Annotated in this window: 15 protein-coding genes; 14 read left to right on the forward strand and 1 reads right to left on the reverse strand. The window is 52.3% G+C overall.

From position 1 onward, the window contains the following. Positions 1-82: 82 nt before the first annotated feature. The 14 genes from abc-f to ABID13_RS16005 all read left to right on the forward strand — a co-directional run bounded on the left by abc-f (position 83) and on the right by ABID13_RS16005 (position 16,051). Positions 83-1,588 (forward strand): ribosomal protection-like ABC-F family protein, encoded by a 1,506-nt coding sequence (gene abc-f, locus ABID13_RS15940; protein WP_048929716.1) that lies wholly within the window; start codon positions 83-85, stop codon positions 1,586-1,588. Between the two features lie 81 nt (positions 1,589-1,669). Beyond that, on the forward strand, positions 1,670-2,281 hold the full coding sequence (locus ABID13_RS15945) for an NUDIX hydrolase (RefSeq protein ID WP_156200061.1): 612 nt from the start codon (positions 1,670-1,672) through the stop codon (positions 2,279-2,281). Continuing rightward, positions 2,268-2,828, forward strand: a complete 561-nt coding sequence (locus ABID13_RS15950) for a DUF3795 domain-containing protein (protein WP_007861082.1) — start codon at positions 2,268-2,270, stop codon at positions 2,826-2,828. The genes ABID13_RS15945 and ABID13_RS15950 overlap by 14 nt, the downstream gene beginning before the upstream one ends. Positions 2,829-2,932: 104 nt before the next feature. Then, a complete protein-coding gene (locus tag ABID13_RS15955) occupies positions 2,933-3,259 on the forward strand; it encodes a hypothetical protein (RefSeq protein WP_048929718.1) in 327 nt (108 codons plus the stop codon). Positions 3,260-3,352: 93 nt separating this feature from the next. Then, a complete protein-coding gene (gene cobI, locus ABID13_RS15960; RefSeq protein ID WP_048929719.1) occupies positions 3,353-4,060 on the forward strand; it encodes a precorrin-2 C(20)-methyltransferase in 708 nt (235 codons plus the stop codon). 4 nt (positions 4,061-4,064) lie between these two features. After that, positions 4,065-4,910: an ABC transporter ATP-binding protein gene (locus tag ABID13_RS15965; protein WP_048929720.1), complete on the forward strand. Its 846-nt coding sequence runs from the start codon at positions 4,065-4,067 to the stop codon at positions 4,908-4,910. Beyond that, on the forward strand, positions 4,901-5,635 hold the full coding sequence (locus ABID13_RS15970) for an ABC transporter permease (protein ID WP_045092791.1): 735 nt from the start codon (positions 4,901-4,903) through the stop codon (positions 5,633-5,635). Before ABID13_RS15965 ends, ABID13_RS15970 begins: the two co-directional genes overlap by 10 nt. 116 nt (positions 5,636-5,751) lie before the next feature. Beyond that, positions 5,752-7,242 carry a sensor histidine kinase gene (locus tag ABID13_RS15975; RefSeq protein ID WP_007861077.1) on the forward strand — a complete coding sequence of 497 codons (1,491 nt, stop codon included), beginning with the start codon at positions 5,752-5,754 and terminating at the stop codon, positions 7,240-7,242. 9 nt (positions 7,243-7,251) lie between these two features. Next, positions 7,252-8,154 (forward strand): response regulator transcription factor, encoded by a 903-nt coding sequence (locus tag ABID13_RS15980; RefSeq protein WP_048929721.1) that lies wholly within the window; start codon positions 7,252-7,254, stop codon positions 8,152-8,154. Between the two features lie 272 nt (positions 8,155-8,426). Then, on the forward strand, positions 8,427-9,971 hold the full coding sequence (locus ABID13_RS15985; RefSeq protein WP_007861075.1) for a sugar ABC transporter ATP-binding protein: 1,545 nt from the start codon (positions 8,427-8,429) through the stop codon (positions 9,969-9,971). 2 nt (positions 9,972-9,973) lie between these two features. After that, a complete protein-coding gene (locus ABID13_RS15990) occupies positions 9,974-11,038 on the forward strand; it encodes an ABC transporter permease (RefSeq protein WP_007861074.1) in 1,065 nt (354 codons plus the stop codon). A gap of 215 nt (positions 11,039-11,253) precedes the next feature. Then, on the forward strand, positions 11,254-12,366 hold the full coding sequence (locus ABID13_RS15995; protein ID WP_007861073.1) for an ABC transporter substrate-binding protein: 1,113 nt from the start codon (positions 11,254-11,256) through the stop codon (positions 12,364-12,366). A 451-nt stretch (positions 12,367-12,817) separates the two neighbouring features. Continuing rightward, positions 12,818-13,813 (forward strand): adenosine deaminase, encoded by a 996-nt coding sequence (add, locus tag ABID13_RS16000; protein ID WP_048929722.1) that lies wholly within the window; start codon positions 12,818-12,820, stop codon positions 13,811-13,813. A 156-nt stretch (positions 13,814-13,969) separates the two neighbouring features. Further along, positions 13,970-16,051, forward strand: a complete 2,082-nt coding sequence (locus ABID13_RS16005; protein WP_048929723.1) for a methyl-accepting chemotaxis protein — start codon at positions 13,970-13,972, stop codon at positions 16,049-16,051. 115 nt (positions 16,052-16,166) lie between these two features. Here the strand turns inward: ABID13_RS16005 and ABID13_RS16010 are convergent, their stop codons facing one another. Continuing rightward, positions 16,167-17,339, reverse strand: coding sequence for a YgeY family selenium metabolism-linked hydrolase (locus ABID13_RS16010; RefSeq protein WP_007861068.1), 1,173 nt, complete (start codon positions 17,337-17,339; stop codon positions 16,167-16,169). Positions 17,340-17,379 lie beyond the last annotated feature (40 nt).

A 17,379-nucleotide genomic window follows, 5' to 3' on the forward strand; every position in this document is an offset into this window, starting at 1 on the left:
ACTTCGGAGCTTATGTAAGGGATGCAGGAATATTCTTGCATCCTTTTTGCTTGGAGAAAATCGAAATGGAGGGATGAAAAGAATGGCGCAGATACAGGTAAATCATTTGACATTTTATTATGAGGGAAACTACGAGGAATTGTTTAGCGATGTTTCCTTTGCCATAGACACGGATTGGAAATTGGGATTTGTGGGCAGGAACGGAAGGGGAAAGACCACCTTTCTCAACCTGCTCATGGGAAAATATGAGTACAGAGGAAGCATTTCGGCTCCGGTCCATTTTGAATATTTTCCCTTTCAGGTTAAGGATAAGTCCAGGATGACCATTGACATAGTGGAGGAGATGGATCCCGGTTATGAACTGTGGAAACTGCTAAGGGAAATAAACCTGATGGAAATGGAACCGGAGCTGCTTTACCGGCCATATGACACCCTGAGCAATGGAGAGCGCACCAGGATCATGCTGGCGGTATTATTTACCAAAGAGCACAGCTTCCTTTTGATCGATGAGCCTACCAATCATCTGGATGCAGAGGCGAGGCAGGCTGTGAGCCGGTACCTGAACAAAAAATCGGGGTTTATCCTGGTATCCCACGACCGCAGGTTTATGGATGAGTGTGTTGACCATGTGCTTTCCCTGAATAAGAGTACCATTGAAGTGGTGCAGGGGAATTTTACCACGTGGTGGGATAACAAGAGACAAAGGGATGAATGGGAAGCTCAGGAGAACGAAAAGCTGAAAAAGGAGATCGGGAGGCTGAGGGTGTCGGCCAGGCAGACGGAGCGCTGGTCTGACGCAGTGGAGAAAACAAAAAAAGGGACCAAGACCGGCGGGCTGAAACCGGACCGGGGGTATGTGGGACATAAGGCGGCAAAGATGATGAAACGCTCCAAATCAACGGAGAGCCGGATGGAGAAAGCAGCGGAGGACAAGGAAAAGCTGCTGAAGGATGTGGAAACAGCAGAAAGCCTGAAGATCATTCCACTCCGCCACCATAAACAGGTCCTTGTGTCCATGGAGGATGTATCCCTTGGGTACGCCTTGGAAAAAGGTCCGGTCCTGGAACATCTGACCATGGAGATCAGGGAGGGAGACCGTGCTGTCCTGGACGGAAGAAACGGCTCCGGTAAATCCACGGTGATCAAAGCCATTGTGGGAGGGGATGGAGACCCCCTTGTATTATCAGGGAGAATCCACACGGCGTCAGGCCTTGTCATATCCTACGTGTCACAGGATACCTCCTGGCTTTCAGGGAGTGTCAGCAGGTTCACGGAGCAATACGGACTGGACGCCACCTTGTTCCGGGCAATCCTGAGAAAGCTGGATTTTTCCAGGGACCATTTTTCAAAGGAAATGCAGTTTTACAGTGAAGGGCAGAAAAAGAAGGTCCTGCTGGCAAAAAGCCTTTGCGAACAGGCGCATCTTTATATCTGGGATGAGCCGCTGAATTTTATTGATGTATTTTCCAGAATGCAGATAGAGGAGCTGATTATGAGCCATGGACTGACCATGATATTTGTGGAGCATGACCAGGCGTTCAGGGAAAAGGTGGCAACAAAGGGGATCAGTCTGAATGACATGGCCTGATCACAGGATTTGTGTTACAATAATTCCAGACCAATGCCGGAAGGCAGAAAATACAAAAAGAGTGGAAAGAAGGTTGAGGAAATGGACCTATTGGAACAAATGGAAGCATATCATCCCTTTAACGAGCAGGAGGAAATGGACCAAAAGCTGATCCTCAAATGTCTGAGACAGGATGAGGATATATTTACACGAAAGAACAGCCTGGCCCATATGACCGCATCGGCCTGGGTGGTGAATCAGGACCGTACCCGGGTGCTGATGGCATATCACAATATCTATGATTCCTGGTCCTGGCTGGGAGGCCATGCGGACGGGGACCGGGATCTGCTGCGGGTGGCTGTCCGGGAGGCCGTGGAGGAAAGCGGGCTTTCGGATATACGGCCTGTGACGGATTCCATCTATTCCATAGAGGTGCTGACCGTGGACGGACATGTAAAGCGGGGGGCATATGTTGCCTCCCATCTGCACCTGAACGTCACCTATCTTCTGGAGGCGGATGACCATGGAATTCTGCACACAAAGGAGGATGAGAACAGCGGCGTTGCCTGGTTCCCCGCGGAGGAGGCGGTCAGCGCCTCCTCGGAGCCGTGGATGCGGGAGCGGATCTACAGCAAATTAAATGCAAAGATGGCTGCATACGGAGGTCTTCAGGGAGCGGCGGGGATCAAGGAGGCTGCTGATGAAGGGATTTGACCGGGATTATCCATGGCTGTCCCTCTGTGGACTGAATTGCAGGCTGTGCACCCTGTATATGGATCAGTATTGTCCGGGCTGCGGAGGCGGGGAGGGGAACCAGTCCTGCGCCATTGCAAGATGCAGCCTGTCACATGGGGGAGTCACGTTCTGCTCCCAGTGCGGAGAATTTCCCTGCGCCAGGTATGAGCAGGCGGAGGAGTACGATTCCTTTATAACCCACCGTAATAAAAGGAGGGATCTGGAAAAGGTGCTTCAGATCGGCCGGGATGCCTATGGGGAGGAGCAGGAGGAAAAGGAACAAATATTAAAACAACTTTTGGCCGGTTACAATGACGGCAGGCGCAAATCATTTTTCTGTGTGGCGGTCAACCTCCTAAAACTGCAGGATCTGCGGGAGATCATGGGCCATCTTGAAAGCCATGAGGCGGCGGAAGATGAGACCGTCAGGGAAAAGGCGGTGTACGCGGTGAAACTGTTCCAGGAGCGGGCCGCAGAGCGGGGCCTGGAACTGAAGCTGAGAAGAAAGCCCGGAAAGAAAAAGTAAAGATTCTTAATAAAATACCCTCTATTATTGTGTGCCCATTATCATATAATTAGGTTGTAAACAGGTTCTGTTTTATCTGATCAGTTTGTGAAAGAGGGTGCAATATGGAGTCTGCATGTTACCGCTACTTTTCAATACGCACAGATTGTTACTCCAATACATGGCCCACTGATGATGTTGAGGCTTACATAGAAAATTCCGGGCTCTTTTCCAGGTTATCTGCAGGGGCGTACCATGGGCGGAACTTTTTCTGCGCCCTGCAGATCATGCGTGTAAAGGATTGGGATGGCTGGAGCAGCAATGATTATGACAGCAGGAGATCAAATCATATTGATATTGTCACATCCCATGAAGCCTCCCCTGAACGGGATGCATTTCTGGGCAGTCTTTCCCGTTACCTGGGATGGAGGATGGTGGAAGAGACCGGATGACAGGTATCCCATTGATCCGGCCGGAACCAATTGCGCTTTCATGGCGGATATGATACCATGTCATGGTATGAAAAACGGAAAGGGGACTTAAGAATGGGAAAATTATACGGAATCGGCGTGGGGCCGGGAGATCCTGAGCTGCTGACATTAAAGGCCCATCGGATCCTGGGTGAGGCGGATGTGATCTTCTGCCCGGAAAAGAAAAAAGGCGCGGGCAGTTTTGCCTACGATATCATTAAAGGACTGCTGAAAGACGCCGGGGCGGAGATCGTTAATCTTGTGTATCCCATGCATTACCATGGGGACCGGCTGCAGGAAATGTGGAAGGAGAATGCCGCGCAGATCGCCGAATGTCTCAGCGGGAACAGGATTGGGGCTTTTATCACCCTGGGAGATCCGGCTGTTTACAGCACATTCATGTATACACTGCCCTATATAGAACAGGCCGGTGTGGATGTGGAGGTGGTGCCGGGCATCACCTCTTTTTGTGCGGTGGCTGATTCCATGAAGATGCCTTTGGTGGCCTGGGATGAGGATCTGGTGGTGGCTCCGGTACGGGAAAACAGCAGCGAAGATCTTGGAAGGATCCTGAGAGAACATGACAATGTGGTGCTGATGAAGCCTTCCGCCAACCAGCAGGCGCTGCTTCAGGCGATCCGGGAGAATCATCTGGAAGACCACTTTGTACTGGTGACCAAATCTGGTACGGGTGAGGAGCGTCTGGTGACGGATTTTGCAGAACTGGAGCAGTATGAGATCCCATACCTGTCCACGGTCATTATCAAGCGTCAGGGAAGGTGAGTCAATGATCGTATGCAATGATCTGCATAAGGGGTTTGGGGATGTGAAGGCAGTGGATGGAATCTCCTTCCAGGTGCCGGACGGAACATTTCTGGGGCTTTTGGGACCTAACGGAGCGGGGAAGACAACGCTGATGCGCATGATGACCGGACTTCTGGCGCCGGATACGGGCACGGTGGAGTTTGACAGCAGGCTTATGGACAGGAATGCCATAGGGGTGAAACAGGTGATCGGCGTCACCAGCCAGCATGTAAATCTGGACAAGGAGCTGACCGTGGAGGAGAACATGGAGTTTGCGGGGCGCCTTTACCGCATGAGAAGGAATGAGATTGCGGCTGCCGCGGACCGGCTTCTGGCGTTCCTGGGACTGGACAGTGTCAGGGGACGGGTAGTTCAGGGACTGTCCGGAGGGATGAAGCGCAAGCTGATGATCGCAAAAGCCCTGATCCACGATCCCCGGTATCTGTTCTTAGATGAGCCCACGGTGGGAATCGATCCCAAGGCCCGCCGGGATATCTGGGATTTTCTCCATGTGCAGCACAAGGAGGGAAAGACCATTGTGCTCACCACCCATTATATAGAGGAGGCACAGCACCTGTGTGATAAGGTGATGCTCATTGACGGGGGCAGGATCTTTAGGGAGGATACGCCGGAGGCGCTGATCGCGCAGATCGGCAGGTTCAAGGTGGAATATGACACCGGGGAACGGATGGAGGCCGAGTTTTTTACCGACCTGTCAGGGGCAAAGGCCCGGGCCGGAAAGCTGGATGTTCCCTGCAGCGTGCTTCCCTCCACGCTGGAGGATGTGTTTTTCCATTACACCAGCAAGGAGGTGGAGGGATGGAAATAACAACGATCCTCTGGAGAGAGTGGCTGTTCTTAAAGCGGAGGTTCTGGCGGGTGACATTTTCACAGATGGTCTCCCCGCTGCTGTATTTTGTCACCTTTGGAATGGGGCTGGGGGGCATGGTGAATGTGGACGGACAGCCCTACCTCCATTATTTGATCCCCGGGCTTCTGGCCATGACCACCATGCGCAACAGCTACACCTCTGTTTCCACGCGCATCAGCGTCATGCGTCTCCATGAAAAAAGCTTTGAGTGTTACTTCTATTCCCCCACGCGGATGTATCTCCTTGCTATTGGGCATATTCTGGCAGGGGCCTTGAGGGGAATGTACTCAGGGGTGTTTATCCTGCTGCTTGGCCTGGTATCCAGGGCGGGTCTTGTATATAATGGCTGGCTCCTGGCAGCGGTGGTCCTGAACGCCTGGATCTTTTCAGCGTTGGGATTCCTGGCAGCCATGGTGATCCGGAGCCACTATGATATGAATAACTTTACAAATGTTGTAATTACCCCCATGTCCTTTCTGTGCGGAACCTTCTTTTCTCTGGAGGGGATTCCCCAGGCCCTGAAGCGGCTTGTAAATGTCATGCCCCTGACCCATACCACCCGGCTGATACGGGGGCTTTCCTTTGGAGGCAGCGTTAACTGGACGTCCATGGCAGTCTCCGCACTGTTTGCGGCCGTGCTCACAGGATGCTGTGTGTGGATCTGTTACAGGGAGGCGGAGTAGTTAAGATTCCGTTCAGATTTAGGAAGGCTTATTGACACAGTTCCGCCTTTTTCTTATAGTAACCTGAGAGCCTGTTGATGGATCAGGGCTGATTCAGGTGAAAAGGAGCGGACAGGGTGGGGAAGACCATAAGCCGGGTCGTGGATATCTGGTATCATATGACCCTGAGAAGGAAGCTGTCTGTAATCATTGCAAGCGTGGCTGTGATGATGGCGGCTTCCATTTATATTAACCTGATAGTAGTGTATTATTTTGTGGATCATGGACAGGAGATCATGGATGACAATCTGTCCTGCTATAAGTTCCAGGATGCCCTGGAGGAGGAAGCCGCCTGTTTTGCCAGGCTGATCGGGGAGAGAAATCTGGAGAGCGAACAGGCTTATAAGGATTCCGGCGTGCGTGCGTTGGCGTATTTGGAACAACTGCCCTTTGACTATAACCAGGTGGGAAGGGACAGGTACGCCATCACATGGAGCATCCGCAACAGCTATGGCGAATATGAGAAGCAGAAGAAAAAAGTCATTGCCATGGAAGCGGATGAGGATGGGTATATCAGGGAGCTATACAAGGTGTACAGCATGCAGGGGTATCTGAACACTTACGCATCGAGGCTTACAAGGGCAGTCCTCACAGAAGGAAACAGCTACTATGAGGCCCAGGTGCCGTCCCTTAGACGGATGCCTCTTGTGCTGGTGCTGATCAGCATTACGGCATTCATCGCATTAGTGGCCATGCTGCGCTTTATTACGGGAAGCATTGTAAAGGTATTGGTACACCTGGCGTCCTCATCCGGGAAAATAGAGCGCAATGATTTTTCAGGCGCTGATGTGGTCTGGGCCGGAAGGGATGAGATCGGACAGCTGGTCAGTGCATTTAACAAGATGAAGCATTCCACGGAGCGTTATTTTGCCGCGGCAGAGGAAAAAAGAAAGATGGAGGAACAGCTGCATTGTCAGGAGCTTGAACGTACACAGCTGGAACAGCGTTTTTCACTGGCTCAGCTCCAGCTGATCAAGAGCCAGCTCAATCCCCATTTTCTTTTTAACACACTGAACATGATCACCCGCATGTCCCAGGCGGAGGATGCGCCTGTTACCGAAGAAATGCTGGTGGCCATGAGCAATCTTTTGCGGTACAGCCTGAGAACCACCAATGCCTTTACGCCATTGGGACAGGAACTTAAGGTGGTGGAGGATTACATGTACATACAGCGTATGCGCTTTGGAAGCAGGATACGCTGGAGCGTGGACTGCAGCCGGGATCTTTGTGAAAGGGAGGTGCCCGTGTTCCTGCTCCAGCCCCTGGTGGAGAACGCAGTGATCCACGGCATAGCGGATCAGGAGGAGGGCGGCGCCATCTATATACGGATCCGGGAAAAAGGAGAACTGCTGTGGATCTCGGTGGCGGACACGGGAGCGGGGATTCCCGGAAAGCACTTGAGGGAACTGCAGGAGGCATCTACATTGAGGGGAAAGCGGCTGGGAATCGGACTGGGCAATATTTACCGCAGGATCACCGCTTATTATGATAAGGGCAGGATCCTGCTTGACAGCAGGGAGGGCTGCGGCACCGTGGTCCAGATGGAATTTGGAAAAAGGAAGGAATAGGATTGGGGAATGGCCGGTTTAATGATTGCAGAGGATGAGCTGATCGAGCGTATGGTTCTTAAGAAAATGCTCCAGAAAAAGTTTGGGGAACAGTGTACCATCTATGAGGCCCAGAACGGTCATGAGGCAGTGGAGTTAGCCAGGCGGGAAGAGATCCAGGTGATCATCCTGGACATCGGTATGCCGGGGATGAACGGGATCCAGGCAGCAAAGATCATACGCAGGGAGCACCCGGAATGCTGCATCATTTTCCTTACCGCCTATGACCGCTTTGAGTATGCCAGGAGTGCCATTTCCGTGGGGGCCATGGAATACCTTTTAAAGCCATATTCCAGCAGGGAGATCATTCACGTGACAGGGGAAGCCCTGCACCTTGCGGACCGGTACCGGACATGGAGGGCCGGGAAAGATGGAGCCGATGGGGATAGAGCCGGTGGAACCGGAGCAGAAGCAGCGGCCGGAAAGGATGGGGCCGGTGGGACTGGGGCTGGTGAAACTGCGTCTGGTGAGATCCTGCCCTTCACTCTGCGTCTGGTGGACGAACCGGATCAGGAAAAGGAAAATGATGAGTCGTGTACCCGCCTGTCCCTGATGGTTTCCATGGTGGAGGAGTATATACGAACCCATTATATGTATGAGATATCCATGCATGATGCGGCAAAGGCAGTGAATTATTCCGATCCCTATTTCTGCAAGATGTTCAAACAGCAGTTTGGCCAGAACTTCACATCCTATCTGGCGGAGTACCGGATCAATGAAGCCAAAAAGCTGCTCTGCCAGCCCAATGTGAATGTGAAGGATGTGGGCATCCGCGTGGGGTATCCGGACAACAACTATTTCACCAAGGTATTCAGGCGGCTGGCCGGTATGAACCCTTCGGATTACAGGATGGAGCTGCTTCAGAAACTCTGATAAGAAAAATGAATATGCGTTAAGATGGTGTTAAAAACAACTAATAAATTTATTTATTAGTTGTTTTTTTTATATATAATACATAATAAAAAGCTAAAAAATTACTACGGATGATAAAAAGATACGATATAAATGGAAAACAAGCGGGGCTATAATTGAGTTATGAAACACAACACTGTGCAGGAAAGAATGACTGTTATGACACACTGCCAAAAGAGGCGGGAGCCTCAGGCGGAAGAAAAGCAGAAGGAAAGATGAAAGGAGAACGGGATATGGAACAGGAGCTGTTTCGCATGGAGGGGATCAGCAAAAGCTTCCCCGGGGTCAAGGCTCTGGACCGGGTATCCCTCACTGTAAATAAGGGGGAGGTCCTTGGGCTTGTAGGTGAGAACGGCGCCGGAAAGTCAACGCTGATGAAGATACTCTCAGGGGTGTACCGGGCAGATGAGGGGGACATCTACATTGAGGGCCAGAAGGTGGTGATCGACTCCGTGGCAAAGGCCCATGAGCTGGGAGTCAGCATTATCATGCAGGAGCTGAACATGTGCGGGCATCTGAGCGTGGCGGACAACATTTTTATTGGAAGAGCCCACAAAAAGGGACTTTTTATCGATGATAAGAGAATGCATGAGGAAGCCCAAAAAATACTGGATGACCTGGGTATTGATCTGAATACCTACGCCCATGTGGGTAGTCTGAGCATTGCAAAACAGCAGATGGTGGAGATCGCAAAGGCCATCAGTTTCCACTCGAAGATACTGGTGCTGGATGAGCCCACGGCCACACTGACAGAGAGGGAAATTGAGCAGCTGTTTGGGATTATACGCAGGCTGAAGGAAAAGGGAGTGGGCATGGTCTACATCTCCCACCGGATGGCTGAGCTGAATCAGATCTGTGAGCGGGTCACCATTATCCGCGATGGCCAGTACATAGGGACCAGGAACCTGGCTGATATCACCATGGATGAGCTGGTGAACATGATCGTGGGACGCTCCCTGGAGGACAAATACCCCAAATACGTGCGGACCCTGGGGGAGGTGGCGCTGGAGGCCAGGAATGTGCGCAGGGGGAACAAGGTAAACGCCGGTTATTTCTATGTGAGAAAAGGGGAGATACTGGGCATTTCCGGTCTGGTGGGAGCAGGGCGTACCGAACTGATGCGGTGTATTTTCGGAGCTGACAGGGCAGACCATATGGAACTGAGCCTGGAAGGAAAGCCGGTGAAGATCAATTCCGTGATCCAGGCCATAAAACATGGGATCGGTTATGCGACAGAGGACAGAAAGAGGGACGGGCTGGCTCTTGGCCTGGATGTAAAATATAACACCAATATGGCTCATCTTCCCAGCATCACCCATTTTGGGTTTATAGATGACAAGGCGGGAACCGTGAACGCGGAAAAATATGTGGATCTGCTGCGCACCAAGACGCCCAGTATCCATCAGCTGTGCCAAAACCTTTCAGGAGGTAACCAGCAAAAGGTGGTGCTTGCCAAATGGCTGTGCAATGATGTAAAGGTCCTGATCGTGGATGAACCCACAAGGGGAATCGATGTGGGAGCAAAATACGAGGTATACGAGCTTTTTAACAGGCTCAGCGACCAGGGAGTGGCGATCATCATGATTTCATCGGAATTGCCTGAGATCCTTGGGATGAGTGACAGGATACTGGTCATCCATCAGGGAGAGATCAACGGCGAGCTGGATGCAAAGACGGCCACCCAGGAACAGATCCTGTACCTGGCAGCCGGATATAACAAATTAGAAGGAAAACCAGCCCCCACATTATCAGCAGGGGCAGAGGGAAAGGGAGCGTAAGTATGGCGGATTTAAAAGTAAAACAGGAAAATGAGGCAAAGGGCAAAAAAGGCAGCGGGTCCTTTGGCAAATTAAATGCTGCCACCAGAAGGGCGATCTATTCCTTTGGCATTCTTGCAGGGCTGTTCCTATTATTCTCCGTGCTCCAGGTGGATAAGTTCCTGGCCCCGGCCAATCTTCAAAATCTGCTGCAGCAGATCGTTACATACACCATTATCGGGTGCGGACTAACCTTCTGTCTGGTCTGCGGGGGAAATGATCTGTCCGCCGGTGCATCCATGGCATTGTCCGGCATCATCATGGTAAGCCTGCTGACCCAGGGGCTGCCGCTGGGGGTATGTATCGTCCTCTGTCTGGCCATGGGAGTTTGTACCGGGATCATGAACGGATTTTTTATTGAGATCCTGGGTGTGGTGCCGTTTGTGGCAACCCTTGCAACCCAGTGGGTGTACAGGGGCATGGCCAATGTACTGGTGAACGGCGCTCCTCTTTACACCACCAATATTCCGTCTGAGGCGGTCCAAAAGCAGTTCTATGTGCTGGGAGGCGGAAGGATCGGAGGGGACGGCCTTCCCTACAGCGTGATCATAACCCTGGTATATGCCGTCATACTGGGGATCGTCCTGGCAAAGATGCGCATCGGGCGTCAGATCTATGCCTGCGGCTCCAACCTGGAGGCGGCAAAACTGTCAGGCATTAATGCGGTAAAGACGCGTATGTTTGCATATTGCATCTCCGGATTGTCAGCAGCCATCTGCGGTATTCTGGTTGCCTCACGTCTCTCCAGCGCCCAGCCCACTGCCGGAAACGGATATGAGATGGAGGCGATCGCGGCATCGGTTCTGGGAGGGATCTCCATCCTGGGAGGCGAGGGCACGATCCTGAACACGGTGATCGGAGCTCTGATGATGGGCGTGATCCGAAACGGCCTGAACCTGAATGGAGTCAATTCCTTCTGGCAGCAGGTGATCGTAGGCTTCATACTCCTTATTGCTGTTGCGTCACAGACAGCAAATAAAGGCGGGAACCTGAATTCCATCAAGCGCTTTTTCGGTTTGAGCAAATAAAACCGTAGAGATAGACAAAACAAAAATAAGAGTGTACTATTCGGATCTTTTGGTACTCAGATTTGCGAGATGATTTTTTGTCAGTTGCGCATAAAATTATGAGGTGTACGCGGTGTGTATATTGAATAAATTTGTATGCGGCTGGCGGGAAATCAGCCGCAAAGATGGGTGCCGGGGAGACTCCGAGAGTGCACAAGAATAGCAGGAGGATCATAATGAGAAAATTAGCAGCGGTTTTAATGGCAGGAGCATTGGCAGCATCAACACTGGCAGGGTGCGGGAGCAGTACGGCCTCCAACACCCAGGCAGATACCACGGCAGCCCCTGCGGATAAGGAAAACACAAAGGCGCAGGGAGCTCAGTCAGGGGCGCAGGGGGCACAGTCAGAGGCGGGAAGCAGTGAAACCCCGATAACGGATAACAGTGAAAAGACTATTTATGTGATCGTTAAGGTGTTGGGAAACCAGTACTGGAGTATCCTCCAGGCCGGTGCAGAGCAGGCCGGCAAGGACCTGGGATGCAAGGTGGTGGTTGTGGGAACCGCTTTGGAGTCTGATATTGAAGGCCAGCTGACCCTTCTCCAGAACGCGGTATCCGCCCAGGCGGCAGGGATCGTCATAGCGCCTCTGGACAGTGTTTCCCTGGATGCGCCTATCACAGAGGCATACAATTCAGGCACTCCGGTTGTGCTGGTGGACACGGTTACAAAGAGCGATAACTACAGTGCAGCCCTTCTGACCAACAATGTGGAGGCTGGGAAAACTGCAGCGGAGGAAATGATCCGAAGATTAAAGGCAAAGGGCCTTTCCGAGGATGAGACAGCACAGATCGCCATCCAGGTAGGCTCCACCGGCTCCCAGACCATCAACGACAGGGTAAAGGGCTTTAACGAGTACTGGGAAGCCAATGCCCCTGAAAAATGGGTGGTTCTCAATGACGACATCAAGGTAAATGAAGGCGATATCAGCAAGGCGGTTGGTTTCTGCCAGGACTTTATCACCACCTACCCTGATCTGAAGGGGGTATTTGGTCCAAACAACGGTTCCACGGTTGGTTTTGTAACAGGGCTGACAGAATCCAAGCGCACGGATATCACCATGGTAGGATTTGACTTCTCCGCAGAGATCGAAACCATGATCCGCAGCAATGAATATGATGTTGCTTCTGTTGTCCAGAGACAGTATTTTATGGGGTATGACGGAGTAAAGACAGCAGTGGAGCTGGCAAACGGCCAGACTGTGGAGGATAAGACCATTGATACCGGTGTTGTACTGGTGGACAGCAAGAATGTGGACTCTGATGAGGTCCAGGGGATCATCCATCCATAAATGATCCCATGACAATTGGAAGTTTGAAACTAAATGGAGGCAGCCGCCTTTGCGATTGAGTGATCGTAGAGGCGGCTGTCTTTTTTCTTGATCCTGGGGAGGGCTGTCCTCTGCCGCCCCTTGGCTCTAGGAGGCCGGAGCCGGTTTGTTTTCCTGGCGCCACTGGCGGGACGGATCAATGAACTGGGGACAGTATAGAACTATATCTTTCATAATCTGGAACAACCGGATGCCCTGTTGGATGCCGGGCGTCAGTCTGGCCGGGTATGGGGGGAGGGGGCGAAGCAACAGGGAGACATTCATCGAAGCCAGGAATGAGTAATTTTTTTGTTGCCCCCCACTTTTCGCTATGCTATGATTAGAATCAGAACGATTCTTAAATATGCTGTATGGATCATTGGTATAGCAGAGAAAAATGTGATAGAACAGAAGCATGAGAGAGGTACACAAAATGAGACGAATGGAAACAGATTTACATCTCCACTTGGACGGCTCCCTGTCCATGGATGTGGTGAGGACCCTGGCAGAGAGGATCGGATATGACCTGGAGGGAAAGGATTTAAAGAAGCTGTTGTGTGTGGGAGATGACTGCGCCAGCCTGGCTGAGTATTTAAGCTGCTTTGATCTGCCGGGCATCCTTCTTCAGACGGAGGATGCCCTGGAACTGGCCTCCTGCGACCTGGTAAAGCGCCTGGCCGCCCAGGGGCTGGTGTATGCGGAGATCAGGTTTGCCCCGCAGCTCCACAGACAGAAGGGGCTGACCCAGGAGCAGGCGGTGGAGGCCGTTGTCAGAGGGGTACAGGCAGGCAGCCGGGAGAGCGGTATGTACGCAGGGGTCCTGCTCTGCGCCATGGTAAACGGCAGCGATGGGGACAATGAGGAGACACTGGAGCTTTCCAGAGCGTATTTGGGAAAGGGTGTTGTGGGCGCCGATATCGCAGGGCCTGAAGGGCTGGTGCCCATGAAGCATTTTGAAGGGATGTTCAGACGGATCTATCAGGCGGACGTACCGTTTACCATCCATGCGGGAGAATGTGGGGATTACGAAAATGTAGCGCTGGCAGTGTCCTACGGGGCCCGGCGCATCGGTCACGGCTGCGCGGCCATCCGCTCTGAGGCGTGTATGGACCTGCTGAAACGGGAGAATATCACCCTGGAGATGTGTATTGTCAGCAACCTTCAGACAAAGGCGGCGGAGAGTATTGAGGCCCATCCCCTGAAGGAGTTTTACGCCAGGGGGATCAGGGTGACCTATAACACGGATGATATGATGGTGTCGGATACGGATCTGGAGCGGGAAGCAGCCCTGATCACCGGCCGGATGGGGCTGACCCAGAAGGATCTGATCCGGATGAACGAGATGGCTGTGGAAGCAGGATTTGCCGGGGCTGAAGTGAGAGAGGGGATTTTGAGACGGATGAGGGAACAGTCCGGTATATGGAAGTAGGAAAGGGATAACTTGGATGAATGCCTGGATGAAAGCCTGGAGGAATACCGGGTGTGGTGATAGGCTGACTTTCCCATTATCATTGCCTTTTATTGGAATAATGATATAATGTGTTTATGAGTTCTTAACAGTTGACAGGATAGTGGGGTTAATGATATGGGGAATGATTTAAAGCAGCCGGCGACAGTAAAAGAAAGGGCGGTAAGGCGGTGGGAGGAGTCCCTTGGATTCAGGATCAGCCTGCGGGTCACGGTGGTGTTGATTCCATTTTTGGTCCTCCTGATCGTTGTCTCGTGTATTCTGTCCGTCCGAAGCATTTCATCTCTGAATGACAAGCTTTTGGATGTCCAGACCGACTATGCGGTGTCCATTGTGGACGATTTTTTCAGCAGCAAGCTGGCGGTTGTCAGCATGTTTGAGAACAATGATGACCTTCAGGCATATTTTCAGGCGGTATCCGTGCCTCAGGATATAGAGGGGTACGAGGACAGGGAAAAGATACAGGAACTCCTGTCCATGGTCCTGGAAAAGATGGGGGATGAGATGGTGGCGGAGGCCTGGGCAGCCGATGCCAGGACGGACCGGTATCTGCTTTCCGGCGGTGAGGTGGTGGAGGCAGGGCTTAAGGATACCGTATGGTATGAGCCTGTTCTGTCCGGCAGAGAGCCTTTTATATCAGATCCATACAGGGATCCGGCCACGGGAGAACAGATCGTTTCCGTGGTGGCTCCTGTGTTTTTTGACAATGGACAGGAAGCGGCCGGATTCATGGGGGTTGACGTGTATGTGAGCAATCTGTCCGAACTGCTGTCCGGGATAAAGGTAGGGGAACGGGGGTATCTGGAACTGATCTCTAATCGTTCCGACTACATATACAGCGAGGATCCCACTGCAATGGGACGGAATGTAACGGAGCTGGATATATCAGACGACTATAAGAATAAAGTCCAGGCCAATTACAACGGCGTAACGGATTTCAGCTATGGAAAAATCAGATACACGGCCATGTTCAGAAACAGCAGGACCACAAACTGGCTGGCGCTGGCAACCCTTCCCGTGTCTGAGATCAATGCAACCCGCAACCAGCTGATCGCTGTTATGGCCTTTTTATCTATCCTTATACTGGCGGCCCTGGTCGTGCTGATCATCAGCATGATCCGCAGGATAACAAGGCCTCTTGCCGATATAAGCGGCAGGATGCAGGACTTTTCCCGGGGTGATCTGCAGGGGGATATCCAAGTATGGGGAAAGGACGAGATCGGGCGTCTGGCAGACAGCATCCGTTCATCCACCCGGTCATTAAAGGATATGATCGGGGATATTTCTCATATACTGGAGGAGATATCCGGCGGAAACCTGGACCTTAGGGTAAAAGGAACATACATCGGCGACTTCAGGTTTATAAAGGAAGCCCTGGAACGGATTGTGCAGTCCCTGAACGAAACACTGGGGCAGATCGGCATTTCTGCGGAGCAGGTAAGCAATGGTTCCGAGCAGGTGGCGGCAGGCGCCCAGGCCCTGGCCCAGGGGGCGGCGGAGCAGGCGGGCACAGTGGAGGAGCTGGCGGTCAGCATAGGGGAGATATCCAGGCAGATCACTGCCAATGCGGACAGCGCCGCGGATGCCAGCCAGAGAGCAGAGGCTGTGGGCAGGGAAGCGGCGGAGAGCAACCGCAGGATGCAGGACATGCTTGCAGCCATGCAGGAGATCCGTTCCGGTTCCCGTGAGATATCCAAGATCATAAAGACCATTGAGGACATTGCGTTCCAGACCAATATCCTGGCGCTTAATGCGGCTGTGGAAGCAGCGCGTGTGGGGGAGGCAGGCAAGGGATTTGCTGTGGTGGCAGGGGAAGTGAGAAATCTGGCCACCAAAAGCGCCGAGGCGTCCAGGAATACGGCGGATCTGATCAACGGCTCCATGAGAGCCGTGGAAAACGGAACCAGGATCGCAGACCATACTGCCAGATCCATGCAGAATGTGGAGGAGGGAGTCAGGATAGTGGTGGGCGCAGTGGAGGGAATATCTGTTTCCACCAGCAGACAGGCTGAATCCGTGACCCAGTTATCCCAGGGCATTGAGCAGATATCAAATGTGGTCCAGGTCAATTCAGCTACGGCAGAGGAAAGCGCGGCGGCCAGTGAGGAACTTTCCGCACAGGCAATGCTTTTAAGGGAATTGATTGAAAGGTTTCAGCTCAGGGGAAATACATCAGATGAAAGTGAGCTTGCCGACTGATCTGCCAGGTTATCATATGATAGAGGATGCCAAGAATCATAAAAAGAGAGGCGGCCGTTCCTGTGCATTGGCAGGGACGGCCGTCTTTGATATATAAGGAACGTAAAGAGACGGATCAAAGTTCCCGGATCAACTGTGTGTAGATGCGGAACGCGTCCTTGATCTTTTGTAAATCGCAGTGTTCATCCCTCATATGTGCCAGCTTATATTCTCCCGGGCCGAATCCAATGGTGGGAATGCCCATTGCAACGGGGGTGATGGCATTGGTGCCAAAATCCCAGAAGTCATAGGAATCCGGGTCCCTGCCGTAAATGCAGGTATATGCCCTGCGCAGGGCCAGGGCCAGATGGCTGTCCTTGTCTATTTTCCATGGATCGTGCATGGGTTCATAGTCCAGCTGGCCTCCGTTCCAGGAGGTGTGGTGCAGGGTCCCCACTTCCCAGTGGGCGTCCTTGCCCTTTATCAGCCCGTCCATTTCTTTTCTCACCTGGTCCAGTGTCTCTCCCCAGGCAAGCCTTCGGTCCAGGTAAATGCTGCACTGGCTGGGGACAGCGTTCAGGGATGCACTGACACAGGATATGTCGGAGAGCACAATGGTCCCGTGAGGGCCTTCCCTGCGGGACAGCTCCTGGTTCAGCCGGTCCACGCGGCTGATGATCTCCGCCATTTCATAGACTGCGTTCTTTCCTTTTTCCGGAGCTGACCCGTGGGCGGATATGCCATGGGTGATGATGCGGATCTGGGCTTTGCCCTTATGGCCTAAGGTGATCACATTGTCACAGGGTTCGCAGATAATGCAGTAATCAGGTTTCAGGTCATATTCCCTGTAAAAATGTTTCAGGTTCTCGCCGTCACAGTATTCTTCGCACACAGTTCCCGTGACGTAGACGGTTTTGTCTTCCAGATATCCCATTTTCTTTGCAAGGGCAGCGCCGTACAGGGCGGCGCACAGAGCGGATTTCATATCCACCGATCCTCTTCCCCAGATGGCGTTGTCCACGATTTCTCCTGAGAAAGGCGGCACCTGCCACTGGTCGGCGTCATTGACCTGGACCGTGTCCATATGGCCGTCAAAGTGTATGATGGTTTTTCCGTTTCCAATCCGCCCCACTACGTTTCCAACAGAATCGATCTCTGCCAGGTCATAGCCCAGGCCTTCCATGTGTTTCCTGATCAGATGTGCCAGATTCCCCTCCTCATCCGAATAGCTTCTGGTCCGTATGGATTCTGCGATCAATCCCACCAGATCCTGTTCCATATTTTCCGGTACGTTCAGATTAGTTTCCATAGTTTCCTCCTTTACACGGTTTAAGTCAGAAGTCCTTGAT

Origin of the sequence: Enterocloster citroniae (genome assembly GCF_040545455.1) — a bacterium.
GTDB classification, from domain to species: domain Bacteria; phylum Bacillota; class Clostridia; order Lachnospirales; family Lachnospiraceae; genus Enterocloster; species Enterocloster citroniae.